Source organism: Halomonas sp. TH-94 (assembly GCF_057473365.1).
Map to the genome: position 1 here is coordinate 1 of NZ_JBYCKL010000089.1, position 20,817 is coordinate 20,817.

Annotated in this window: 24 protein-coding genes; 16 read left to right on the forward strand and 8 right to left on the reverse strand. The window is 63.5% G+C overall.

The features are described from left to right. The 3 genes from AC2VNO_RS16360 to AC2VNO_RS16370 all read left to right on the forward strand — a co-directional run. Window positions 1-535 (forward strand): TRAP transporter large permease subunit (locus AC2VNO_RS16360; RefSeq protein ID WP_486935126.1); only part of this gene is annotated, 535 nt, incomplete at its 5' end. A gap of 132 nt (window positions 536-667) precedes the next feature. After that, window positions 668-2,137, forward strand: a complete 1,470-nt coding sequence (locus AC2VNO_RS16365) for a cache domain-containing protein (RefSeq protein WP_486935127.1) — start codon at window positions 668-670, stop codon at window positions 2,135-2,137. Beyond that, the gene (locus AC2VNO_RS16370; RefSeq protein WP_486935128.1) at window positions 2,046-2,669 is read left to right on the forward strand and encodes a response regulator; all 624 of its coding nucleotides are present in this window, start codon (window positions 2,046-2,048) and stop codon (window positions 2,667-2,669) included. Before AC2VNO_RS16365 ends, AC2VNO_RS16370 begins: the two co-directional genes overlap by 92 nt. 33 nt (window positions 2,670-2,702) lie before the next feature. Here AC2VNO_RS16370 and nfo read toward each other — a convergent pair whose 3' ends face one another. Next, on the reverse strand, window positions 2,703-3,551 hold the full coding sequence (gene nfo / locus AC2VNO_RS16375; protein ID WP_486935129.1) for a deoxyribonuclease IV: 849 nt from the start codon (window positions 3,549-3,551) through the stop codon (window positions 2,703-2,705). A gap of 126 nt (window positions 3,552-3,677) precedes the next feature. On the opposite strand from nfo, the gene AC2VNO_RS16380 reads away from it, so the two are divergent. The 4 genes from AC2VNO_RS16380 to pdxR all read left to right on the forward strand — a co-directional run bounded on the left by AC2VNO_RS16380 (window position 3,678) and on the right by pdxR (window position 7,399). Continuing rightward, window positions 3,678-4,301, forward strand: a complete 624-nt coding sequence (locus AC2VNO_RS16380; protein WP_486935130.1) for a LolA family protein — start codon at window positions 3,678-3,680, stop codon at window positions 4,299-4,301. A 5-nt stretch (window positions 4,302-4,306) separates the two neighbouring features. After that, window positions 4,307-4,783 carry an SRPBCC family protein gene (locus tag AC2VNO_RS16385; RefSeq protein ID WP_486935131.1) on the forward strand — a complete coding sequence of 159 codons (477 nt, stop codon included), beginning with the start codon at window positions 4,307-4,309 and terminating at the stop codon, window positions 4,781-4,783. Window positions 4,784-4,875: 92 nt separating this feature from the next. Then, window positions 4,876-5,886: a GGDEF domain-containing protein gene (locus AC2VNO_RS16390; RefSeq protein WP_486935132.1), complete on the forward strand. Its 1,011-nt coding sequence runs from the start codon at window positions 4,876-4,878 to the stop codon at window positions 5,884-5,886. Beyond that, entirely contained in the window at window positions 5,870-7,399 is a 1,530-nt protein-coding gene (gene pdxR, locus AC2VNO_RS16395) for a MocR-like pyridoxine biosynthesis transcription factor PdxR (protein ID WP_486935133.1), read from the forward strand. The genes AC2VNO_RS16390 and pdxR overlap by 17 nt, the downstream gene beginning before the upstream one ends. 1 nt (window position 7,400) lies before the next feature. Here the strand turns inward: pdxR and AC2VNO_RS16400 are convergent, their stop codons facing one another. The 4 genes from AC2VNO_RS16400 to AC2VNO_RS16415 form a co-directional block, all read right to left on the reverse strand. Continuing rightward, entirely contained in the window at window positions 7,401-8,135 is a 735-nt protein-coding gene (locus tag AC2VNO_RS16400) for a GNAT family N-acetyltransferase (RefSeq protein ID WP_486935134.1), read from the reverse strand. Beyond that, entirely contained in the window at window positions 8,132-8,743 is a 612-nt protein-coding gene (locus AC2VNO_RS16405; protein WP_486935135.1) for an FMN-binding negative transcriptional regulator, read from the reverse strand. The genes AC2VNO_RS16400 and AC2VNO_RS16405 overlap by 4 nt, the downstream gene beginning before the upstream one ends. A gap of 11 nt (window positions 8,744-8,754) precedes the next feature. Next, on the reverse strand, window positions 8,755-9,219 hold the full coding sequence (locus AC2VNO_RS16410) for a GNAT family N-acetyltransferase (RefSeq protein ID WP_486935136.1): 465 nt from the start codon (window positions 9,217-9,219) through the stop codon (window positions 8,755-8,757). Window positions 9,220-9,322: 103 nt separating this feature from the next. Next, complete coding sequence (locus AC2VNO_RS16415) at window positions 9,323-10,768, reverse strand: coniferyl aldehyde dehydrogenase (RefSeq protein WP_486935137.1); 1,446 nt, start codon at window positions 10,766-10,768, stop codon at window positions 9,323-9,325. 102 nt (window positions 10,769-10,870) lie between these two features. On the opposite strand from AC2VNO_RS16415, the gene AC2VNO_RS16420 reads away from it, so the two are divergent. Further along, a complete protein-coding gene (locus AC2VNO_RS16420; protein WP_486935138.1) occupies window positions 10,871-11,815 on the forward strand; it encodes a DNA-3-methyladenine glycosylase family protein in 945 nt (314 codons plus the stop codon). A gap of 4 nt (window positions 11,816-11,819) precedes the next feature. Next, the gene (gene ogt, locus AC2VNO_RS16425) at window positions 11,820-12,344 is read left to right on the forward strand and encodes a methylated-DNA--[protein]-cysteine S-methyltransferase (RefSeq protein WP_486935139.1); all 525 of its coding nucleotides are present in this window, start codon (window positions 11,820-11,822) and stop codon (window positions 12,342-12,344) included. Between the two features lie 15 nt (window positions 12,345-12,359). Here ogt and AC2VNO_RS16430 read toward each other — a convergent pair whose 3' ends face one another. Continuing rightward, window positions 12,360-12,851, reverse strand: coding sequence for a MarR family winged helix-turn-helix transcriptional regulator (locus AC2VNO_RS16430; RefSeq protein WP_486935140.1), 492 nt, complete (start codon window positions 12,849-12,851; stop codon window positions 12,360-12,362). A 69-nt stretch (window positions 12,852-12,920) separates the two neighbouring features. Between AC2VNO_RS16430 and AC2VNO_RS16435 the strand changes: the two genes are divergently transcribed. Both AC2VNO_RS16435 and AC2VNO_RS16440 read left to right on the forward strand, forming a co-directional pair. Further along, window positions 12,921-13,856: an EamA family transporter gene (locus AC2VNO_RS16435; RefSeq protein ID WP_486935141.1), complete on the forward strand. Its 936-nt coding sequence runs from the start codon at window positions 12,921-12,923 to the stop codon at window positions 13,854-13,856. A gap of 14 nt (window positions 13,857-13,870) precedes the next feature. After that, window positions 13,871-14,512 (forward strand): NAD(P)H-dependent oxidoreductase, encoded by a 642-nt coding sequence (locus AC2VNO_RS16440; RefSeq protein WP_486935142.1) that lies wholly within the window; start codon window positions 13,871-13,873, stop codon window positions 14,510-14,512. 22 nt (window positions 14,513-14,534) lie between these two features. Here AC2VNO_RS16440 and AC2VNO_RS16445 read toward each other — a convergent pair whose 3' ends face one another. Next, window positions 14,535-14,846 (reverse strand): cupin domain-containing protein, encoded by a 312-nt coding sequence (locus AC2VNO_RS16445; protein WP_486935143.1) that lies wholly within the window; start codon window positions 14,844-14,846, stop codon window positions 14,535-14,537. Window positions 14,847-15,022: 176 nt separating this feature from the next. On the opposite strand from AC2VNO_RS16445, the gene AC2VNO_RS16450 reads away from it, so the two are divergent. The 5 genes from AC2VNO_RS16450 (at window position 15,023) to AC2VNO_RS16470 (ending at window position 18,985) form a co-directional block, all read left to right on the forward strand. After that, on the forward strand, window positions 15,023-15,895 hold the full coding sequence (locus tag AC2VNO_RS16450) for a LysR family transcriptional regulator (protein ID WP_486935144.1): 873 nt from the start codon (window positions 15,023-15,025) through the stop codon (window positions 15,893-15,895). Between the two features lie 93 nt (window positions 15,896-15,988). Next, window positions 15,989-16,348, forward strand: coding sequence for a YciI family protein (locus tag AC2VNO_RS16455; protein ID WP_486935145.1), 360 nt, complete (start codon window positions 15,989-15,991; stop codon window positions 16,346-16,348). Between the two features lie 7 nt (window positions 16,349-16,355). After that, window positions 16,356-17,603 (forward strand): RNA polymerase sigma factor, encoded by a 1,248-nt coding sequence (locus AC2VNO_RS16460; RefSeq protein ID WP_486935146.1) that lies wholly within the window; start codon window positions 16,356-16,358, stop codon window positions 17,601-17,603. A 47-nt stretch (window positions 17,604-17,650) separates the two neighbouring features. Then, entirely contained in the window at window positions 17,651-18,013 is a 363-nt protein-coding gene (locus AC2VNO_RS16465) for a DUF1428 domain-containing protein (RefSeq protein WP_486935147.1), read from the forward strand. Window positions 18,014-18,115: 102 nt separating this feature from the next. Further along, the gene (locus AC2VNO_RS16470; RefSeq protein ID WP_486935148.1) at window positions 18,116-18,985 is read left to right on the forward strand and encodes a bifunctional nuclease family protein; all 870 of its coding nucleotides are present in this window, start codon (window positions 18,116-18,118) and stop codon (window positions 18,983-18,985) included. 57 nt (window positions 18,986-19,042) lie between these two features. Here the strand turns inward: AC2VNO_RS16470 and AC2VNO_RS16475 are convergent, their stop codons facing one another. Beyond that, complete coding sequence (locus tag AC2VNO_RS16475; RefSeq protein WP_486935149.1) at window positions 19,043-20,794, reverse strand: methyl-accepting chemotaxis protein; 1,752 nt, start codon at window positions 20,792-20,794, stop codon at window positions 19,043-19,045. Window positions 20,795-20,817 lie beyond the last annotated feature (23 nt).

Here is a 20,817-nt window from a genome sequence, read left to right on the forward strand (position 1 = left end):
GACCATCGTCTCGGGGCGCCTGACGTTGGGGGTGCTCTCCGATACCGTGAAGACATCGCTGCGCATCAGCTGCATGATCTTCTTCGTGCTGATTGCCTCGCAGGTCTTCGCCCTGGCTTTCCGCGGCCTGGACGGAGAGTTCTTGATCGAGGCGATGTTCGAGTGGGTGCCGGGTGGCATGTACGGCACGCTCATCTTCATGCTGCTGCTGATCTTTTTCCTGGGCTTCTTCCTCGAGTGGATCCAGATCTCCTATATTGCCGTGCCGCTGTTTCTGCCCTTCCTGGCGAGCCAGGGCGACATGTCCATGGTCTGGGTCGCCATTCTGATCGCGATGAACCTGCAGACTTCCTTCCTGACACCGCCCTTCGGCTGGTCGCTGCTGTTCATGAAGGGGGTGGCGCCGCCGGGCATTACCACTGGTGACATCTACAAGGGTGCCGTGCCCTTCGTGTTGATCCAGCTCCTCGCTCTTGCGTTGATCATCGTCTTCCCCGACGTGGTGCTGTGGTTGCCCCAAGTGGTAGGATGGTGAGCTGAAGTTTGAACTTGAAAGCGCTTCAATAACGGCACTGCCGACTTCGCTAACCAACGAGTCGGCAGTGCCGAGAAAGAAAAATAATAATTAAATAAAGGTATAACGCCAGTGTTCACGTTCAGAACCAAGTTGACACTGCTGACCTTGCTGCCGCTGTTGATACTCAGTGCAGGTGTGACTTTCCTTGCCATTCATCAGAGCGCGCGTTTGAGCGGGGCGCAGTCGGAAATCCTCAAGGACGGATTGCTGGAAGCCAAGCGGGCTGAACTCAAGAACTACATGGAACTCGCCTATACGGCGATTCGTGACATATACGAAGATCCTTCATTGCCCAGAGACGTCGCTCAAGGGCTGGTGGCGGACGCTTTTCATCGCATGGAGTACGGCTCCGACGGGTACTTCTTCGTCTACGACTACGATGGCTTGAATATCGTCCATCCGCGCTTGGAGCATCTTGTCGGGCAGGACTTGTGGGATTTCCGTGACGAAGACGGCAAGTTTCTGATTCAGCGGTTGGTTGAGCGCGCTCGGGAAGGTGGAGGATTTACCGAGTACCGCTGGGACAAGCCTTCCGGGGGCGAGTCGGTGCTCAAGCTGGGTTACTCCCTCGGGCTGGATGATTGGGGCTGGATGTTCGGCACCGGTCTCTATCTGGATGATATCGAACTGGTCGTCAGCCAGATGGAACACCATATGGTGGAGAACGCTCGCAGAACCATCCTGCTGATGGCCTTCTTCACCGTGTCGTGCCTGCTGGTCATCGCCGTCATCGGATTGGCGGTCAATCTCAGCGAGGCGCGGGTGGCGAATCGCAGGCTGGTCCAAATGGCGCAGAAGACCTTCAGCTTTCTGGAGAAAGAGCGACGGCGGATCTCCCGCGAATTGCACGATGGCATCAACCAGCTCCTGGTATCGGCACGCTTCAAGCTGGAACGCATCGACGATGCGTTGGGGCGGGGCGATCATGTCGATGCCTCATCCGCGCTGGCGGCGACCGACCGCATCCTCGAGACGGGCATTCACGATCTCCGGCGCCTGGCCTACGACCTGCGTCCCAGCGTGCTCGACGACCTGGGCCTGGTGGCGGCCCTGGAGAGCCTGTGTTCGGACCTGGTGGAGCGCAAGGCCGTGCGGATTCACTTCGAGTCGAGTATCGACAGCGGTGAGTGTCAGCCGGTGCTGGCAACGGCTCTGTATCGCATCACTCAGGAGAGCCTGCACAATATCGAGAAGCATGCCGGTGGGGCTCGCCAGATATGGGTGAAAGTGCTGCGCCGTCGCAGTTGGGTCTATCTGGAGATTGCCGACGATGGCGATGGCTTTGCCTGGCAAGCGGATCAGAGCCACGAACAGGGGGGCGCCGGTCTTGGGTTGCGCAACATTCAGGACCGGGTGGATCTGCTGGGTGGGCGTTTGACGATAGAAGCGGCGCCCGGCAAGGGCGTGCGAATTCGCATCAAGGTGCCGTTTCAACGTGTCGCAGCCAGTGCTAGCCAGGAGAGAAGGGATGGAAAGGTCTATACGCGTACTTTTGGCGGACGACCATCCGCTGGTGCTGGAGGGGCTGCGCTATCGGCTGGAGACGCAGCAGGGCATTGACCTGATAGGCGTGGCGAATTCGGGCCAGGAGCTGCTGGCGCTGGCCCAGGAGCTGATGCCGGACGTGGTGGTGACGGACATTACCATGCCCGGCTTGTCCGGCCTGGAGGCGTGCAAGATCCTGCATGAAACCTGCCCCAAGATCAGGGTGCTGGTGCTGACCATGCACGACAACGAGGAGTACATCCGTCGCGCGGTGGCCTGTGGAGCGGCGGGTTACGTGCTCAAGGACGCTTCAGCCGAGCAGATGGTCTTTGCCTTGCGAGAAGTGGCGGGTGGCCGTAGCCACTTCGGCTCCGGCGTTTCCCGTGTGCTGCTCGAGGAGAAGCAGGAGCGCCTGACCCCGCGCGAGACCGCCATCCTCAAGCTGATGTTCGAAGGCATGAGCAGTCGCGATATCGGCGAGGCATTGTCGATCAGCATCCGAACGGTGGAGTCGCACCGCAGCAACATCTACCGCAAGCTCAACACCAACTCCCTGGCGGGCCTGTTTCGCTACGCGATGCGCCATGGTCTGGTCGAACTCGAGTAGTCGCCCCGGGAATGGTTGACGGGAGTTCAGCCGTCACTCCCCGCTCACCTGAGCACGCAGCCAGGCGATCTCCTCGGCCCAGATCTCCGGCTCGATGGTTTCCAGCACCATGGGGATCTCGTCGATGCGCGGATCGCGCATCAGGGTGGTGAAGGCGTCGAGTCCGATGTTGCCCTGGCCCAGGCTGTGGTGTCGGTCGACGCGGCTGGCGAACTCGCTCTTGGCGTCGTTGAGGTGCATGCCGCGCAGATACTCGAAGCCCACCACCTTGCCGAACTCGTCGAGGGTGGCGGTGCAGGCCTCGGGCGTGCGCAGGTCGTAGCCGGCGGCGAAGGCGTGACAGGTATCGATGCACACGCCGACCCGCGACTTGTCGTCGACCTGATCGATGATCTCGGCCAGATGCTCGAAGCGCCAGCCCAGGTTGGTTCCCTGGCCGGCGGTATTCTCGATCACCGCAACGACGCTGCGGGTCTCGGCCAGGGCGTGGTTGATCGAGTCGGCGATGCGGGTCAGGCATTCGCTCTCGCTGATCTTCTTCAGATGGCTGCCGGGGTGGAAATTGAGCAGGGTCAGGCCCAACTGCTCGCAGCGTTGCATCTCATCGAGAAAGGCGGCGCGAGACTTCTCTAGCCCCGCCTTGTCCGGGTGGCCGAGGTTGATCAGGTAGCTGTCGTGAGGAAGGATCTGGCCGGGGCCGAAGCCGTGTTCCTTGCAGGCGCTGCGAAAGGCCTCGATAGCGGTGTCCTCGAGGGGCTTGGCGCGCCATTGGCGCTGGTTCTTGGTGAACAGAGCGAAGGCGTCGGCGCCGATCTCGACGGCGCGTAACACGGCCTGGTCGGGCCCGCCGGCGGCACTGACATGGGCGCCGAGGTATTTCATCTGGACACTCCGTAAATTGGGCAACGCCAATACGATAGCACGCACGCCGTTTCTCCTCCTCGCCCACCACCTTCCCAAGCGCCCGTGGCCTGCTAGGCTCAAGTGAGGACGTCCAGGAGATGACCCATGCTGCCTCTATTATTGGTCGCCATGAGTGAAGTGGCCGGGGATGATCCGGTGGCCGAGGCGCTGGCGCGCGTCACGTCGCTCAAGGGCTATCGTCTGACGCTGCGCAGCCAAGGCAGCGGCGACGAGGAGGTCATCCATTACAGCTACCGCCACCCCGGTGATGTGCGCCTGGACATGGAATCGCCTTTTCGCGGAGCGGTGCTGATCTACCGCCACGCTACGGGCAAGGTGCGACTGTGGCCCTTCGGTTCGCCGGGCAGGCGGGCCGGCTTGTCGCTGCGGCCCACCAACCGCATGGTGCGCAGTTCCGGAGGGCATCGCGTGGATCAGTCGGATGTAGCCACCCTGCTGCGCAACGTGCAGCGCCTGCAGCAGCATGGCAGTACGCGTCGCCTGGAGCCGGCGACTCACGACGGCCGCCCGGTGCAGCACGTGGTGGTGGAAGCCGAGCCCGGCCGCGCCGTGAACGAGGTGTCGCGCTATGATCTTTGGCTCGATGACGAGACCCTGTTTCCGCTGCGGGTGGCGAGCTACGACCGAAGGGGGGAGCGTCTGGAGAGCGTCCTGCTGGAGGACGTTCGTCTCGATCCCGATTTTCCCCACGATCACTTCACTCCCTAGCCGCCATGGCCAGATTCGAGTTTGCCACCACCTGGCACCTCGAGGCGCCGATCGAGGCGGTCTTCGCCGCTCTGACCGATTCGTTGCAATGGCCCGAGTGGTGGCCCGGGTTGGTCGACGTTCAGCAACTTGCGGTCGGCGACGGGGCGGGCATCGGTCGCACTCAACGCTTCGTATGGAAGAGTCGATTGGGTTACTGCCTGCGCTTCGATATTCGCATTATCCGCGTTCGCGAGCCCTTCCTGATCGAGGGCGTGGCCAATGGCGACGTAGCCGGTATCGGCTGCTGGCAGCTGCGCGAGGAGAGTGGCAGGACCCTGGTGCGTTACCTGTGGCGAGTGCGAACGGTGCGGCCCTGGATGGACCTGTTGGCCCGGGTGGCGCGACCGTTGGTGATCTGGAACCATAATGCCATGATGCGTGCAGGCCGTCGGGGATTGGCGCGACATCTGGATGAACGGGCTGCCGGCCGTTGTGTGTGATCGTGGCTCAACCGTCAAGAAAGCGTTGAATGTGACGCGGGGTCAAAAGGTATGCTGCATCCACTCGACTCTAATACCGCTACTGAGACGCCATGAAGGGCTCGAAACACGGCAATGACGATGCGCGGCCCACGGCAGACACCGATGGAAGTGGCGCTTCCCGGGACCCTTGCGAGCACGTCAGGCGCGACCTGATAGCGGCGCAGGAGGAGATCGCCCATCTCAACCACACCCTGGATCGCATTCAGCGCATCGCCCGCTTGGGCTACTGGCGCCTCAGTCTCAAGACGGGGGATCTCTTCTGGTCCGACGTGATCTATGACATCTTCGGTGTCGACCCCAAGACGTTCACGCCCAGCCTTCTCGGCTTCAAATCCATGGTGCACCCCGAAGACCTGGAGAGCGTCGAAGCCGCCATCGTGCGCGCTCATCAGTTGGGCCAACACGACGTCGTGCACCGGATCATTCGACCCGATGGCGAGATTCGCTGGGTGCACGAGCTGGCCGACAGCGTACCTGAAGGGGACGAGCAGATACTGATCGGCACCATACGCGACATCACCGAGCAGAAGAGACTGGAGCTACGCCTGCGCCAGCTGTCGCGCACCGACGAACTCACTGGCCTGTTCAACCGACGCTATTTCATGCAGCGGCTGGTGCAGGAGCTGGCTCGTTACCGTCGTTACGGCAGGCCCACATCGGTAGTGCTGTTCGATTTCGATCACTTCAAGCACATTAACGATACGCATGGCCACCCGGCCGGGGATCAGGTGCTCGTGAGCGTGGGTAAGCTGCTGCGCCACAGGCTGCGCACGAACGATATCCCGGCTCGGCTCGGTGGAGAGGAGTTTGCCCTGCTGCTGCCTGAAACCGGCATCGAGGAGGCCGTGGGTGTCGCCGAGAAGGTGCGCCATCTGATAGCGGAACAGGCCTTCACGTCGGAAGAGGGCCATCAGTTTGGTGCGGCGGTTACCTGCGGGGTTTCGGCATTCGTGGGGAGTGAAGAGACGGTGGAGGCCATCCTTCATCGCGCCGACCATAACCTCTATGAAGGCAAGCGAGCGGGACGCAATCGGGTCGTGGCAGATGAATTCCATAGCTGAGCGGGAGCTTCCGCAGGCGGGGGCTGGCCTCGAGCAGGCCGATTGGCTGAGCGATGCACTGGGGCTGATGCTGGTTGAGTCTTCCGACCAATCCCTGACATCGCGCTTGTATCACGGCCTGCGTGACTGGATTCAGACGGGGCGCCTGGTCTGCGGTCAGCGGCTGCCCTCCTCGCGCCAGCTGGCCAAGGAGCTGGGGCTAGGGCGCAATACGGTGCTGGCCGCCTTCGACCAGCTCCTGGCCGAAGGTTTTCTGGTGACCCGCCACGGCTCGGGGACATTCGTTGCGGACCTGCCTTTCCGCCAGACGACGACAGAACTCGCTGCATCGCCTATTCAGGTAAAGGGCTCGGGAGCCCTGCATCTTTCGGCGCGCGGTGCGGCGCTGCTGGCCTTCTGTCATGCTCAGCAGGAACACCGTCCGGCCTTCGTTCCCGGCGTGCCGGCACTGGACCGTTTTCCTCACGACCATTGGCAGCGGCTGGTGCGCCGACATCAACAGCGCATGCCACAGAACTGGCTGGCGTACCAGGCCCAAGGCGGCGTGCCGGCCCTGCGTGAGGCGCTGGCCGACTATCTGCAACTGTCCCGCTCGGTTCGCTGCCGTCCCGAGCAGATTCTGATCGTGCAGGGGGCCCAGCAGGGTTTCGAGCTCATCGTCAGACTGCTCAGCGACCCCGGTGACGAGGTGTGGCTCGAAGAGCCGGGCTATCCCGGGGCGCAAGCGTGTTTCTCGGCGGCCGGGCTGGGTATGACCCCTGTACCGGTAGATGGCGAGGGGATGAACGTAGAGGCTGTGGCTGGCCGCCAGAGTCCGAAACTGATCTATGTGACACCCTCGCACCAGTACCCCAGCGGTGTGACCATGACGCTGGCCCGCAGGCTGGCGCTACTGGAAGCCGCAGAGCGCCACGCGGCTTGGGTCATCGAGGATGACTACGACAGCGAGTTCCGCTATGAGCAGCGGCCGATCGCCGCCCTGCAGGGGTTGGTGGATGATGCGCGGGTGATCTACGTGGGCACCTTCAGCAAGGTCATGTATCCCGGCCTGCGCCTGGGTTATGTGGTACTGCCCGAGCCGCTGGTCGAGCCGTTTCGTCGAGCCAACGCCCGGCTCCATCGCGAGGGGCAGTACGGCGTCCAGTCCGCCCTGGCGGAATTCATCGCTCGTGGCCATTTCTCCCGCCATATACGGCGTATGCGCGACTGCTATCGCCATCGCCAGGCGCTGCTGCGTAGGGCTCTGGCGCCTGCCGTGGCGCGTGGCCTGGTACTCTCGGAAGGCCAGGCAGGCATGCACCTGGTGGCCTGGCTCGACGATGCCGAGCTCGAACGCCTGCTGGTCCAGCGAGGCGTGGAGCAGGGCATCTCGCTGTCGCCGTTGTCGAGCTATTACCTGACCGCGCCCGGCAGACCCGGTCTGGTGCTCGGCTATGCCGGTACGCCGGAAGCTGAACTCGAAAGAGCGGGGCAGTGGCTCGCCCAGGCGTGGTGTCAGCTAAGGTCGGGCTAGCTCAACGGTCTTTCTGCGTCAGTGCCGAGAGCGAACGGAGCTGCCGGCCCTGGGCGTCGAAGTTATCCGGCGCGAGCCAGCTCTCCAGGCGCGCTTCGACGCCGGGCCATTCACTGTCGAGCACTGAGAACCAGGCGGTGTCCCGGTTGCGCCCGGTGACCACTCGGTGCTGGCGGAAAATCCCTTCGAAGCGAAAGCCCAGCCGTTCGGCGGCGCGCCTGGAGGCGGCGTTGAGCGCATCGCACTTCCACTCATAGCGTCGGTAACCTAGCGAAAAGGCGTGGCGCATCATCAGCAGCATGGCTTCCGTCGCTGCCGGCGTGCGTCGCAGCGCGGGGGTGAAGTGCACATGGCCGACTTCGATGCTGCCATGTTCCGGCACGATATTGAGATAGCTGGCAAGGCCCAGGGCGCGATTGGACCCTGCTTCGACGACAGCATAGAAGAGGGGATCCTCACTGCGCGCCCGCTCGGCCAGCCAGCCGAAACACTGCTCGGCGGAAGTGAAGGGCAACCCCCCGGAGTAGGTCCAGCGTGCTTCCGGGGTGTCGTGCAGCCCCTCGCCGGGTGCCATGAACGCCGCATACAGTGAGTCGGCATGGCGCTGCGGAGACAGGCGCTCGAGGCAAGCCCGTTGGCCGTGCAGGGCGATGCCGTCGGGCCGCCGTGCCGTCTGCCAGCCGGGTAGCTCAGCGCCGATCGGCCGGCCATGTGCGTTGTTCTGGGAAGCGCTCATGGCGTGCTCTCCTCGCTGGCCAGGCGCTGCATGTAGCGCCACAGCTCACGCGCCTGAGGGTCGGTGCTTGCCGCCAGCGCCGCTTCGACGCCCTCCTGATCGGCACGGGAGCGCTGCAGTCCGAGCTTGGCCTTGCCCTCGAGCGACTCGATGCGCAGGCGAAAGCCGACCACGCCGGCCTGCATCTTGCTCAGGTATTCGTGCTCGCGGCCCAGCGAATCTAGCAGGGCGGGTTCAAAGTGCGCCAGGCTGCGGCCGAGCAGGGTCTGCGTATCTTCGTCACTCAGCAGTTTGATGCTGCCCGTGGCGTGCACGGCCAGATAGTTCCAGGTAGGCACGGCGGGCCGAGCGGCATACCAGGACGGAGAAATATAGGCGTGTGGGCCGCTGAATATGGCCAGTGCCCGGTTGCCGCTCAGGGTACGCCACTGGGGGTTGGCGCGGGCGAAGTGGCCGTACAGGGTGCCAAGCTCGCCTTCGCTGCGCTCCAGTATCAGAGGCAGGTGAGTGGCCGACAGCTCGGCATCGACCAGCGCGGCGAAGTCGTGCCGCTCGATAAGCTCCCAGGCTTGCTCGCGCTCGAGCCGCATTGAGGGGGGGATGTACATGGCGCCTCCTCTCAGTCCCGGTCTGCTTGCGTATCGAACAGCAAGCCGTAGTGGCAGAAAGCGGTATCGCGCTGCCAGCCCAGCGACTCGTAAAGCGCCTGGGCGGAGCGATTGTCGATCTCGGTGGCAAGCTTGAGGTGACCGACGCCATGGGCCTGGGCAAGCTCCCTGGCTGCCAGCATCAAAGCGCGACCGACACCTTGCCGACGCGCCTGGGGTGCGACGAAAAGGTCGTTGAGCAGCCACAGCGGGGCCAGGCGCACGGTGGAAAGCAGGGGGTAGAGCTGAACGAAGCCCTGCAGCGTTCCCGCCGGCCCTTCATGCACGAGAAGGTAGGAGTCGCCACGCTCCAGGCGAGCGCCAAGGAAACGCCGGGCGCCTTCTAGGTCGGACTCCTGGCGGTAGAACTGCCGGTACCCGTCGAGCAGTTCACTGAGCGGGGCAAGGTCGTCTTGGGTGGCACGGCGAATGGGCATGAACGACACCTCTCCTTTGCTGATGGATGCCGCTAGTGTGGAGTGAGGCTGGCTCCTTGCTAAGGGCCAGTTACAGACCGTTTCATGGAGCCACTTGCACGGCTCAACGCACGAACAATTTCCTGACCGCCTTCTGCAGCGTTCTACCGTAAGGTGGGTAGATCATTGCCATGACGTTGAAGCGCTGTTTGATGAATACCCCCTTGGCGTGGCTGAAGGTCAGGAATCCCTCGTGACCGTGATACCGGCCCATGCCGGACGGCCCTACGCCGCCGAAGGGCAAGTCCTCCTGGGCCGCGTGCAGGAGTGTATCGTTTAGGCATACGCCGCCGGCATGGGTCTCGTTGAGTACCCGTGCCTGCTCGTTTCTGTCGTAGCCGAAATAGTAGAGCGCCAACGGGCGAGGGCGCTCGTTGACGAACGCCAAGGCCTCCTCGAGGCGATCGTAAGGCACTATCGGCAGTAGCGGCCCGAAGATCTCCTCCTGCATGACCCGCATGTCGTCGCTGACATCGAGCAGCAACGCAAGCGGCATTCGTCGACCTTGACCCTGATCGTGTATGTGGACCGCACGAGCCCCCTTGTGCACGGCATCCTCGAGGTAGCCGCTCAGGCGTTCCAGATGACGTTCATTGATGATCGAGGTGTAGTCGGGGTTGTCCTCGAGCTTGGGGTAGAAGCTCAGCATCGCTTGGCGTAAGGCCATGGTGAAAGCCTCGATGCGCGCTCTCGGTACAAGCACGTAGTCCGGCGCGATGCAGGTTTGCCCCGCATTCAGCGACTTGCCGAAGGCGATACGCTGCGCGGCGTCTTTCAGCGGTACGTCGAGGGAAACGATGGCCGGCGACTTCCCGCCCAGCTCCAGCGTCACCGGTGTCAGATTATCGGCCGCTGCGTGCATGACGTGACGGCCGATCGAGGTGGCGCCGGTGAATAGCAGGTGGTCGAACGGCAAGCGGGAGAATGCCTCGCCAACCTCCGCCTCGCCCAGCACCACCGTCACCTGGTCGTCCGGAAACACTCTGCCAAGAAGATCTTTCACCAGTTGCGCGGTGAGCGGCGTCGATTCGCTCATCTTGATCATGACGCGGTTTCCGGCTGCCAGCGCGGCCGTCAATGGGCTGATGGCGAGGAACAGCGGGTAGTTCCAGGGCACGATGATGCCCACCACTCCGAGCGGTTGGTAAACGACCTTGGCCCTGGCCGGTTGGAAGGCCAGGCCAACCGAACGACGGGATGGCCTCATCCACGTCTTCAAGCGCCTGCTGGCGTAATCGATGCCGTGCAGGCTGGGCATGACTTCGGCTAGCAGGGTTTCGTCGGCCGAGCGGTTGCTGAAATCGGAGGAAATCGCGCTCACGATGGCCATCCGCTCGCTCTTGATCACATCACGGAGCTTCCTGAGCCATTCACGTCGCTCAGTAGCGGAAGGCATGGGATTGGCTCTGAAGGCAGCGCGTTGGCGGACGAAGGACGATTCCAGATCGCTCGGTGGGGGGTCGCGCCGCGCTGAATCTCGATGCGTCACGCTTTCATCGTGCACGTGCACTCCTCGACTTCAAGACGTTGTAGTGGCTGACTCTACGCTACTTCGGAAAAATCTGTCGCTCCTTCATGTCTCGCCAATCCTTGCCCAGGCTAGAATGGGGACATGAATCACTCGACCGACATCCATCGCCTTGGCGGAGTTGCCCACGCGCAAGAGCTGACGCTGCGCTTGCCCTACCGACCCCCCTATGACTGGCAGGCGATGCTGGGCTTTCTGACGCGCCGGGCCATTCCCGGGCTCGAGCGCATCGACGCCGCTGGCTACCATCGTCTCTTTCGTGAGGGCGAGGCGGTGGGCTGCGTAAGCGTCGAGCAGGCAGCTGAAGAGGCTGCGCTGCATGCCACGATCCGATTGCCCGAGCATGTCGACCCCTCAGGCGTCGTCGCACGGCTGCAGCGGCTGTTCGATCTGCAGGCCGACCCCGAGGCGATACGCCAGGGGCTTGGGCGGGACCCCACGCTGGCGCCGTTGGTCGAACGCCGGCCCGGATTGCGGGTGCCGGGCGGCTGGGACCCCTTCGAAATCGCCGTGCGCGCCATACTCGGCCAGCAGGTCAGCGTGGATGCCGCCACCCGGCTGGCCGGGCGCCTGATCGAACGCCTGGGCGAACGACTGGCAGCGCCGGTGGAACCCGGCCTGGATCGGCTTTTTCCCGTGCCCGAACGCTTCAACTACGAGGAGATCAAGGCGCTTGGCATGCCCGGCGCGCGAGCCGCCGCCCTGGCAGGACTCGCCTCGGCCTACCGTGAACAGCCGCAGCTGTTCGAGCGCCAAAGCGACCTTGACGAGACCGTGGCTCGCTTGTGCGCCTTGCCAGGCATTGGCGCTTGGACAGCGCATTACATTGCCATGCGCGGGCTCCGGGAGCCCGATGCCTTCCTGCCCTCGGACGTAGCCGTGCAACGGGCGCTGGCGGAACAGGGCCGGCGACCCACACCGAGAGAATTGCTGGCACGAGCCGAGGCCTGGCGGCCCTGGCGTGCCTACGCCGTGATGCACCTGTGGCATGTCGATGCCGCCACCACGCAAGCATATCCGCGGGAGTAAAGCGATGCGACTCAGGACCGAACTGCTGTCCTCACCGGTGGGTGAGCTGCGCCTGGTGGTGGATGACCAGGATGCATTGCGGGCGCTTGAATTCGACAGCCACGATGAGCGGCTGCATCGACTGCTCAAGCGTTACTATGGCCGCTATGAGCTCGCCGAAGGCAAGGTGCCCGGCACCATGCGCATGGCGCTTGAGGCCTATTTTGCCGGTGACCCGCGCCAGCTCGATGTGCTACCGGTGGCCACGGGTGGCACCGAGTTCCAGCGCCGAGTGTGGCAAGCGTTGCGCGGCATTCCGGCAGGCACCACGATCAGCTACGGCGAGCTGGCGATAAGAATCGGCCGCCCCGGGGCCAGCCGCGCCGTAGGCCTGGCCAACGGCGCCAACCCGGTGGCCATCGTGGTGCCGTGCCACCGGGTGATCGGCGCCAACGGCACCCTGACCGGCTATGGCGGCGGACTGCCACGCAAGCGCTGGCTGGTGGAACACGAGCGGGGCAACGTTCAGGGAGAGCTGGCGTTGGCCTAGCACAGCGGGGTCGTTTCAGGCTTCGTCGGCCATTCCTTCCAGCAGCTTACCGAGCAGCTCGTTCAACGTTCGTTGCTCCTCGCGGCTGAGCCCGGCAAGCATCTTGGCCTCGTTCTCCACGTGGAGAGGGACCATGCGGTTCATCAGCTCGAGCCCTTCCTCGGTCAGCGAGACCAAGGTGCCGCGTCGATCCTCGGGGTTCGGCGCGCGCCGGATCAGGCCCGCCCTCTCCAGCCGATCCAGCCGGCTGGTCATGCCCCCGGATGAGATCATCAGCGTCTCGAACAGCTGCGTCGGCCCTAGGAGATAGGGGGCTCCGGCGCGGCGCAGTGTCGCCAGTACGTCGAATTCACCCGCCTGTAGGCCGTACTCCTTGAAGAACGCCTGAAGCCGCTCTTGGGCGAGTAGTTGCGTGGTCTTCAAATACCCCACCACCTCCATAGGCAGCAGGTCCAGATCCGGCATTTCCTGTTGCCATTGAGCAATGGCTTGCTTGACACGGTTCATAGGCGTGTTTATCTTTCTATCAAGATACTTTTTGGCAAGATTCTTTTTGCCGTTCTATAGGAGCCCATGATGGCGAACTCCACGACACCAAGCAACCGCACCGGCTGGTACGCCCTGGGCTGCCTGCTGCTGGTTGGCAGCCTGTTGGCTCTCTCGCTGGTCGTGGCCAAGCTCGCTGACAATGCCGGCGCGCCGCGATTGAGCTTCCTGATGGTGGCGGTGGCCGGTGCCGGCGTATTGCTATTGGCGCTGGCTGCCGTACAGCGCCAGCCGATGAAGCTCAACCGACGCATCCTGGAGTACGGGGTGGTCTCGGGAGCGCTGTTCGCCCTGCCCAATGCGTTGGTCTTCCTGGCGGTACGCCACGTGGGTGCCGGCTTCATCTCGCTCAGCTTTGCCTTTCCGATTCTTCTGACCTGGATGCTGGCGGTAGGATTGGGCATGGAGCGCGTCAATGCGCTGCGGTTGCTGGGCGTCCTGTTGGGTCTGGCTGGCGGAGTGCTGCTGGCATGGGCCAAGGCAGGCGGTATGCAGGGCGGCCAGGGTTGGACCGTCCTGGTTCTGGCGATTCCCCTGATCCTTGCGCTGGGTAATATCTATCGCACCCTGCGCTGGCCCGGCGAGGCGGGGCCGGTCTACCTTGCGGCGCTGATGCTGCTTGGCGGCGCCCTGACGCTGGCGCCCTTCGTTCTGGCATTCGAGGCACGACAATTCACTCAGCTGCTTGGCTCGACGGGAGTGCTTCGGCTGCTGCTCGCCGAAGTCGCCGTCTTCACCGTGCTCTACGTCTTCTACTTCGTGCTGCAGAAAATCGCCGGCCCCGTCTACCTCAGCCAGATCGGTATGGTGGCGGCTCTGGCCGGCACGCTGATCGCTGTCATGTTACTGGGTGAGTCGGTGCCGCCCTACCTCGGCCTGGCGGGAGCACTGGTGGTGCTCGGTGCTGCGCTGTTCCACCGTGGTGCCGCGCATGGCACGCCACCGTTGGCCATGGCCAAGTCCTGATCCTGGAGGAAATCATGTCTCTCATCGAAGCCCTGCACTGGCGTTACGCCACCAAGCGCATGAATGGTAGGAAGATACCTCGGGATACGCTCGACACGATCCTCGATGCAGCACACCTCGCACCGTCGTCCTACGGGCTTCAGCCCTACAGCGTGCTGGTGATCGAAGACGGGGCGTTACGTGAGCGTATCCGACGAACTGCATGTGACCAGCCTCAGGTCAGCGAATGCTCCCATCTGCTGATCTTCGCCGCCTGGGAGGAGCTGGATGGGCGACACGTGGATGAGCTGATCGCATTGACTGCAACGGCTCGCGGTCTCGACCCCCGGGAGCTGGAAGGGTATCGGCAGTCGCTTCATGCCGCCGTTGCCGCATTCACCACACCGGCGGGGCGACGCGACTGGGCGGCAAGGCAAGCTTATATCGCCCTGGGCACTGCCTTGACCGCGGCAGCAGCACAGCGGGTCGATGCCACGCCGATGGAAGGCTTCGATCCAGCTGAGCTGGATGCCCTGCTGGGGCTTGAGCGGCAGGGCCTGCGCAGCGTGGTACTGCTGGCGCTTGGCTATCGCGATACTACGCAGGATCGCCTGGCTGGGATGGCCAAGGTGCGCTGGCCCCGGGAGCGGGTCGTCGTGGAGTGGAAGGAGGCCTGACGGCTTCGCACCACGTTGGTTGCTATACGCTGCCCTCTTTCTCTATTACCAGTATTCGCGCTTCCCCCACCGGGCAGGCGACGTGCTCGGTGCCCACGGAGGCATAGAAGATGTCGCCCACTTCCAGCATTCGACTGTGCTCGGCCCCTTCGCGGCGATAACGCATTTCCACCTGGCCATCGAGCACCACGAAGACCTCCTTGCCGTCGTTGACGTGCCAGCGGTAGGGCTGGTCGGTCCAGTGCAGGCGGGTGGTGATGCCGTTCATGTTGGCGATGTCCTTGGCGCCCCAGGCGCGCTCGGCGGTGAAGTCCCGGCTACGGGTAATTTCCATCAGGGTTTCCTATGCAGGCGGCCTCGGGTCTTTGAGTCACTGAAAATAAAAAATGTCGAGTTGAATGGGAAGCACTCGTTATGGTTTCTGCTATATTTTTCTGCTGGTGATATCGGAATGTTTCTAATTTTAAATTAATAAGAACCAAGGCATTCCATTTATAGCGGGCTCTTATAATGCTTGATCTTCTGCTGCTCCGTAGTTTCGTGTCGATTGTCGAAGAGGGGAGCTTTACCGCTGCCGCCAACCGGTTGCATCTGACTCAGCCCGCCATCAGCGGCCACCTGCGCCGCCTGGAAGCGCAGCTGGGCAAGGCGTTGCTGCAGCGAACCACCCGCAACGTTCAGCTGACGCCGGACGGGGAATGTCTGCTGGGCTACGCGCGAGCGATCCTGACGTTGAACCGGGACGCCATGTCACAGATCACTCGTTCCGCCCTTCAAGGCACCATCCGCCTCGGCGTGGCCGAGGACTTTGCCCATGCGCGTTTGCTCACCACGCTCAAGAGTTTCATGGCGTGTCACCCCATGGTGGACACCGAAGTCCGCGTGGGCATTCCGGGGGATTTGGTGGTTGCGATGCATCAAGGCCATCTCGATATGGTACTTGGCGCTCAGTGCGGTGAGCAGGGTACGGGGACCTGTCTTTGGCGAGAACCGTTGGTGTGGGCCTGGAGCGCGCAAGCGTCGTCGAAGGAGCTTCCGTCCCCTCTGCCCTTGGCGCTTTTCCCCGAGCCATGCCCCTATCGTGAAATTGCCTTGGCTCAGTTGGCAATGGCGGGCATCGCCCAGCGCACCGCCATGCTGTGCATGAGTGGAGCCAGTTTGCACGCCGCCGCCGCTACCGGTTTTGCCATTGCACCCATGCCGCTTAGCCAGCTCACGCCGGGGTTGGTCGCGCTCTCGTCCGAGCATGGGCTGCCGTCGTTGCCGGATGCCCACATCATGCTGGTTACCGAGACGAGTCATGGCGAACAGGCCCTGCTGACGGCCCTGGCCGACACCCTGTTGGCCGAAATGCGGCCGACTCGTGTGCTCGAGACGGCTTGAGGCTGTCACCCAGCGAAGCACTGTCGATTCACGGCGAGCTTGTTCGATCTCTTATCAGGCAGCCATGAGGCTGCGCTTATCAGGAGAACTGCCATGCAATACATGTTGATGTGCTGTATCGACGAGGCGCTGTGGAATGGCTTGCCGGATGCCGAGCGTGACGCGGTCATGAACGATTACAACGCCCTGATCCAGGAGATGGTCACCAACGGGCACTACCGCGGCGGTGCCCGGCTGCAGTCGGTGGCCTCGGCAACCACCCTGCGCGAGCAGAATGGCAAGACGGTCATGCTGGACGGCCCCTTCGCCGAGAGTCGCGAACAGCTGGGCGGCTTCCATGTGGTGGAGTGCCGCGACCTGGATGAAGCGCTGACGCTGGCCCGGCGCATTCCGCCGCTGCGGGTCGGTGGCTCGGTCGAGGTACGACCGGTGGATCCCGCCTACCGATTGTGAGGATAGCGTGTCTTTGGATGAGCTCTATCGACGCGAGTATGGCCGCGTGCTGGCCAGCCTGATTCGCCGATTCGGCCACTTCGAGCTGGCTGAGGATGCAGTGCAGGCGGCCTTCGAGGCGGCGATGATGCAGTGGCCTGCACAGGGCTGGCCGCCGAACCCGACCTCGTGGCTGATATCCACGGCACGTCACAAGGTGGTCGACCAGCTGCGCCACCAGCAGATGCGTGAGCGCAAGGGCGATGAGCTGCGCCAGCACCTCGAGCTGCTGCTCGATAACGACCTCGAGGCCGAACCCCTCGACAGCCTGCGCCTGATCTTTGCCTGCTGCCATCCGGCGCTGGCGCGGCCTGCCCAGGTGGCATTGACGCTGCACACCCTGGGCGGGCTGCGAACGGAGGAGATCGCCCGCGCCTTCATGGTGCCGGTGCCCACCCTGGCTCAGCGGCTGGTTCGGGCCAAGGCCAAGATCCGCGATGCCGGCATACCCTTCGAGGTGCCCGCCGATACGGCACTGGAGGAGCGCCTGGAGGCGGTGCTGGCGGTTATCTACCTGATCTTCAATGAGGGCTACGCGGCCAGTTTCGGCGATGACTGGGTGCGCGTCGATCTGTGCGCCGAAGCGATCCGACTGGGGCGCATGCTGGTGCGACTGCTGCCGGCCGAGCGCGAGGCACGTGGCCTGCTCGCACTGATGTTGCTGCACCACGCGCGGCGCGATGCGCGTACCGATGAGGCCGGGGACATCGTGCTGCTGGAAAAACAGGATCGCACGCGCTGGAAGGCCGACGAGATCGAAGAGGGCATCGCTAACGTCGAAGAGGCGCTGCGTGATGCAGCGCTTGGCAGCTATAGCGTGCAGGCGGCCATCGCTGCATTGCACGCGCAGGCCGCCACGCCTCAGGAGACCGACTGGCGGCGTATCGCTGCGCTCTACAGTTTGCTTTACACCATTCAACCCACACCGGTGGTGGCGCTCAATCGAGCCGTGGCGATTGCCATGGCCGATGGCGTGGAGGCAGGCCTCGAGCTGCTCGAAAAGATTCATCTGCCCGGCTATCACCTGCTGCCGGCCACACGCGCCGATCTGCTGCGCCGGTTGGGTCGATGTGAGGAAGCTGCCGAGCAATACCGCCAGGCGCTGGCCCTGGTGTCCCATGGCGCCGAGCGGCGCTTTCTTGAACGCCGCCTGCAAGAGGTGCTTTCGAACGGCATTGCTGTCGAATTGCCGCTCGCTGAATCGAAAGAGATATGAGGTATCAGAACCCATCCGCATACGACTTTTTTTCAGGAGACAATCTCATGAGCTACGTCGATGGATTCATACTGCCGGTTCCGGAAGGCAACCTGGAGGCGTATCTGGACATGGCCCGGCGGGCTGGAGAAGTGTGGCGCGAGCACGGCGCGCTGGAGTACGTGGAGTGCGTTGCCGATGACGTCCAGCCGGGCGAGCACACCTCCTTTCCCCAGAGCGTCAAGCTGGAGCCGGGTGAAACGGTGATCTTCTCCTGGATTCTCTACCCCTCGCGGGAGGAGCGTGATCGGATCAATGCCAAGGTGATGGAAGATCCCCGTATGGCCGACATGATGGATGTGGCCAATCACCCCTTCGATGGCAAGCGCATGATCTGGGGCGGCTTCAAGGAAATCTTGCGGCTTCCCTGAGCCCGGGCGGAAAACAAGCCGTAGCAAGGCGGGGCATGGCAGGGTGCCGTCATGGGTGCCATGCTGAAGGTCTGAACCTGTCAATCTGTCGGGAGAAGGCCTATGTCATTGCCCAAATGCGGGCATCTGGTGTCGCTGCTGTGCGGGGCCGTGCTGCTGGCCGTTTCGCTGGGCGCCGGGGCGCGTGAACTCGCGGCCGATGCCGATGAAATGATCGAAGTGGAGATCGCCACGGTTGGCGTAGCCGGCTTCGGCGGGCCGCCGGTCGTCCTGCTGCGTGAGCCGGGGTCGCGTGAGGTGATCCCGATCTTCATCGGCGTCAACGAGGCTGGTGCGATCCTGCGTGGCCTTGCCGGGGAGCGCTCGCCGCGTCCCATGACCCATGATCTGCTCAGCAACGTGCTTGGTGAGATGGAGGCGACTCTAGAGCGCGTTTATGTGGATGCCATCGTCGATCACACCTTCCTCGGAGTGCTGGAACTGAGCCTGCCAGGGCGGGACGAACGCCTGCGCATCGACAGCCGCCCCAGCGATGCCATCGCCCTGGCCATCCATGCGGGGGCGAGCATCCATGTAGCGCCTCAGGTACTCGAGGCGGCGCGCGATATCGAGTACGAAGGGCTGGACGATCAGGTGGTGGTAGCCCTGGGCATAACCGTGGCGCCGGTCAGCGACGATTTGCGCGAAGCGCTGAACCTGCCCGATCGCCCCGGCGTGCTGGTCAGCGACGTGCGCGGCCCGGCCGCCGAGGCCGGCCTTGAGCCGGGTGCGCTGCTGCTGGAGGTGAATGGCGAGGTGCCCGATACGCCGCTGCGCTACCTGGAGCTGGTGCGCGACACCGCGGTGGACGAGGACGTGCAACTGCGTTTCTGGCAGGAGGGTGAAGAGAGCGAGATCGAAGTCACTACCGATGTGCCGCCCCGGGAACCGATGCCGCGGCCGCGGCAGGACGTGCCCGGCGTCAGGGTTTGATCGTCCACGAGCCAGCGGAAATGCGGCGGCAGCCAGTTGGCTTGCCGCCGCTATGCGTTAGAACGTTTCCCACTCCTCTTCGGCTGCCGGTATCTTGCGTGGTTTGGGATCTGCTCCAGGGCGCTCAAGCAAGGGGCGGGCGGGTGCGCCTCGCCGTTCCGGTGTCGCCAGCTTGGCCACGTCGTCCCCCAGCACAAAGGTCCCGACCAGCTCACTCAGGTGCTGAGCATGGCGGCGCATGTCGGCGGCCGCGGTGGAGGTCTGCTGTACCATGGCGGCGTTCTGCTGGGTCATGGTATCCATCTCGGCCACGGCGGTGTTGATCTGCCCGATACCGGCGTTCTGCTCGCGAGCGCCGGCACTGATTTCGGCAATGACGTCATTGACTCGCGCCACGCTGGTGACGATCTCGCGCATGGTCTCTCCCGCGCGTTGAACGATTTCGCTGCCGTCGCGAGCGTGAGCCACTGACGCGTCGATCAGAGCGCGAATTTCTCGCGCCGCATCGCCGGAACGACTGGCCAGCGTCCGGACCTCCTGGGCCACCACGGCGAAACCGCGGCCGTGTTCGCCTGCTCTGGCAGCCTCGACCGAGGCATTGAGTGCCAGGATGTTGGTTTGAAAGGCGATCCCGTCGATCAGCCTGACGATCTCGGCTATGCGAGCGGACGAGGCATCGATGTCGGCCATGGTGCGCTCGACGCGCTGCATGGCGCTCTCGCCTTCGTGCGCCACCTGCGAGGTGGCTATCACCAGCTGATTGGCCTGCTCGGCCGACTCGGCGCTGTGATTCACCGTCGCGGTGATCTCCTCCATCGAGGCGGACGTCTCCTGCAGGTTGGCAGCGGCCTGCTCGGTGCGCGTGGCAAGTTCATCGCTGCCTTGAGCGATCTCCTCGGCGGCCTGATTGACGCTCGCGGTGCTGAGACGTACATCGCGCAGGGTGTTTTGCATGCGTGCAACGAAGGCATTGAACTGTGCTGCGAGCTCACCGATCTCGTCGCGGCTCTCCACCTGGAGACGACGGGTCAGGTCACCCTGGCCCTTGGCGATGTCGCGCATGGCCTCGGCGGTTCGGCGAATGGGGCGTACGGTACGGCGCACCAGCCATATGGAGATCGCGGCCACGCCGATGAAGATCAAGAGCCCCGTGACGGCGGCGGTCAGGATCGAGTGACGCAGCTCCGTGGCGGCCAGCGTCTCGGACTCGGCTATGGCGGCGTCGATATCGGTCACGTAGACACCGGCTCCCAGCATCCACTCGAACTCGGGCACCTGGGTGGCATAAGAATACTTAGGCTCGATGGCGTTGGTACCGGGATATTCCCAGGGGTAGGCGTAAAATCCACCGCCTTGCCTGGCCACGTCGATCAGGTCGCGAATGATGTAGGCACCGTCCGGCGCCTGAACGCCGATCATGTTGGTGCCTTCCCGGTGGGGCATGGGCGCAGTGGCAACGTTGAGCCCGTCGTACTGGTAGGCAAAGACGTAGTTGTTACCTTCGAACTGAATGGCTCGCACGATCTCGGCGGCGCGCTCGCGCTTTTCGCCATCGCTCAGTCGTGCATCCTGCAAGATGGGTTGTATGGCCGTGCGAGCGCTTTCGACCACGTCGCGTACGCCGGCCTGGCGCGTTTCGATCAGGAGGTGTCGTTGCCGGGTGAGAGCGTCCTGGGTGTCTTGAATGCGGCTGTAGGAGTCCAGCGCTACCAGACCCAACGTGGTCAGTAGCAGTGGGAGCAGAACCAGCATCAGGATACGGGCCTGCAGGCCCAGCGCAAAGGAGGCTTTTGAGGCCGATGTTTTCATATCAGCGATCTCTGAACGGACTA

Excerpts from the sequence above, each read along its gene's own strand:
- AC2VNO_RS16370 (WP_486935128.1), top strand. The coding sequence starts at position 2,046 with ATGGAAAGGTCTATACGCGTACTTTTGGCGGACGACCATCCGCTGGTG.
- nfo (WP_486935129.1), bottom strand. The coding sequence starts at position 3,551 with ATGAAATACCTCGGCGCCCATGTCAGTGCCGCCGGCGGGCCCGACCAG.
- AC2VNO_RS16380 (WP_486935130.1), top strand. The coding sequence starts at position 3,678 with ATGCTGCCTCTATTATTGGTCGCCATGAGTGAAGTGGCCGGGGATGAT.
- AC2VNO_RS16385 (WP_486935131.1), top strand. The coding sequence starts at position 4,307 with ATGGCCAGATTCGAGTTTGCCACCACCTGGCACCTCGAGGCGCCGATC.
- AC2VNO_RS16390 (WP_486935132.1), top strand. The coding sequence starts at position 4,876 with ATGAAGGGCTCGAAACACGGCAATGACGATGCGCGGCCCACGGCAGAC.
- pdxR (WP_486935133.1), top strand. The coding sequence starts at position 5,870 with ATGAATTCCATAGCTGAGCGGGAGCTTCCGCAGGCGGGGGCTGGCCTC.
- AC2VNO_RS16400 (WP_486935134.1), bottom strand. The coding sequence starts at position 8,135 with ATGAGCGCTTCCCAGAACAACGCACATGGCCGGCCGATCGGCGCTGAG.
- AC2VNO_RS16405 (WP_486935135.1), bottom strand. The coding sequence starts at position 8,743 with ATGTACATCCCCCCCTCAATGCGGCTCGAGCGCGAGCAAGCCTGGGAG.
- AC2VNO_RS16410 (WP_486935136.1), bottom strand. The coding sequence starts at position 9,219 with ATGCCCATTCGCCGTGCCACCCAAGACGACCTTGCCCCGCTCAGTGAA.
- AC2VNO_RS16420 (WP_486935138.1), top strand. The coding sequence starts at position 10,871 with ATGAATCACTCGACCGACATCCATCGCCTTGGCGGAGTTGCCCACGCG.
- ogt (WP_486935139.1), top strand. The coding sequence starts at position 11,820 with ATGCGACTCAGGACCGAACTGCTGTCCTCACCGGTGGGTGAGCTGCGC.
- AC2VNO_RS16430 (WP_486935140.1), bottom strand. The coding sequence starts at position 12,851 with ATGAACCGTGTCAAGCAAGCCATTGCTCAATGGCAACAGGAAATGCCG.
- AC2VNO_RS16435 (WP_486935141.1), top strand. The coding sequence starts at position 12,921 with ATGGCGAACTCCACGACACCAAGCAACCGCACCGGCTGGTACGCCCTG.
- AC2VNO_RS16440 (WP_486935142.1), top strand. The coding sequence starts at position 13,871 with ATGTCTCTCATCGAAGCCCTGCACTGGCGTTACGCCACCAAGCGCATG.
- AC2VNO_RS16445 (WP_486935143.1), bottom strand. The coding sequence starts at position 14,846 with ATGGAAATTACCCGTAGCCGGGACTTCACCGCCGAGCGCGCCTGGGGC.
- AC2VNO_RS16450 (WP_486935144.1), top strand. The coding sequence starts at position 15,023 with ATGCTTGATCTTCTGCTGCTCCGTAGTTTCGTGTCGATTGTCGAAGAG.
- AC2VNO_RS16455 (WP_486935145.1), top strand. The coding sequence starts at position 15,989 with ATGCAATACATGTTGATGTGCTGTATCGACGAGGCGCTGTGGAATGGC.
- AC2VNO_RS16465 (WP_486935147.1), top strand. The coding sequence starts at position 17,651 with ATGAGCTACGTCGATGGATTCATACTGCCGGTTCCGGAAGGCAACCTG.
- AC2VNO_RS16470 (WP_486935148.1), top strand. The coding sequence starts at position 18,116 with ATGTCATTGCCCAAATGCGGGCATCTGGTGTCGCTGCTGTGCGGGGCC.
- AC2VNO_RS16475 (WP_486935149.1), bottom strand. The coding sequence starts at position 20,794 with ATGAAAACATCGGCCTCAAAAGCCTCCTTTGCGCTGGGCCTGCAGGCC.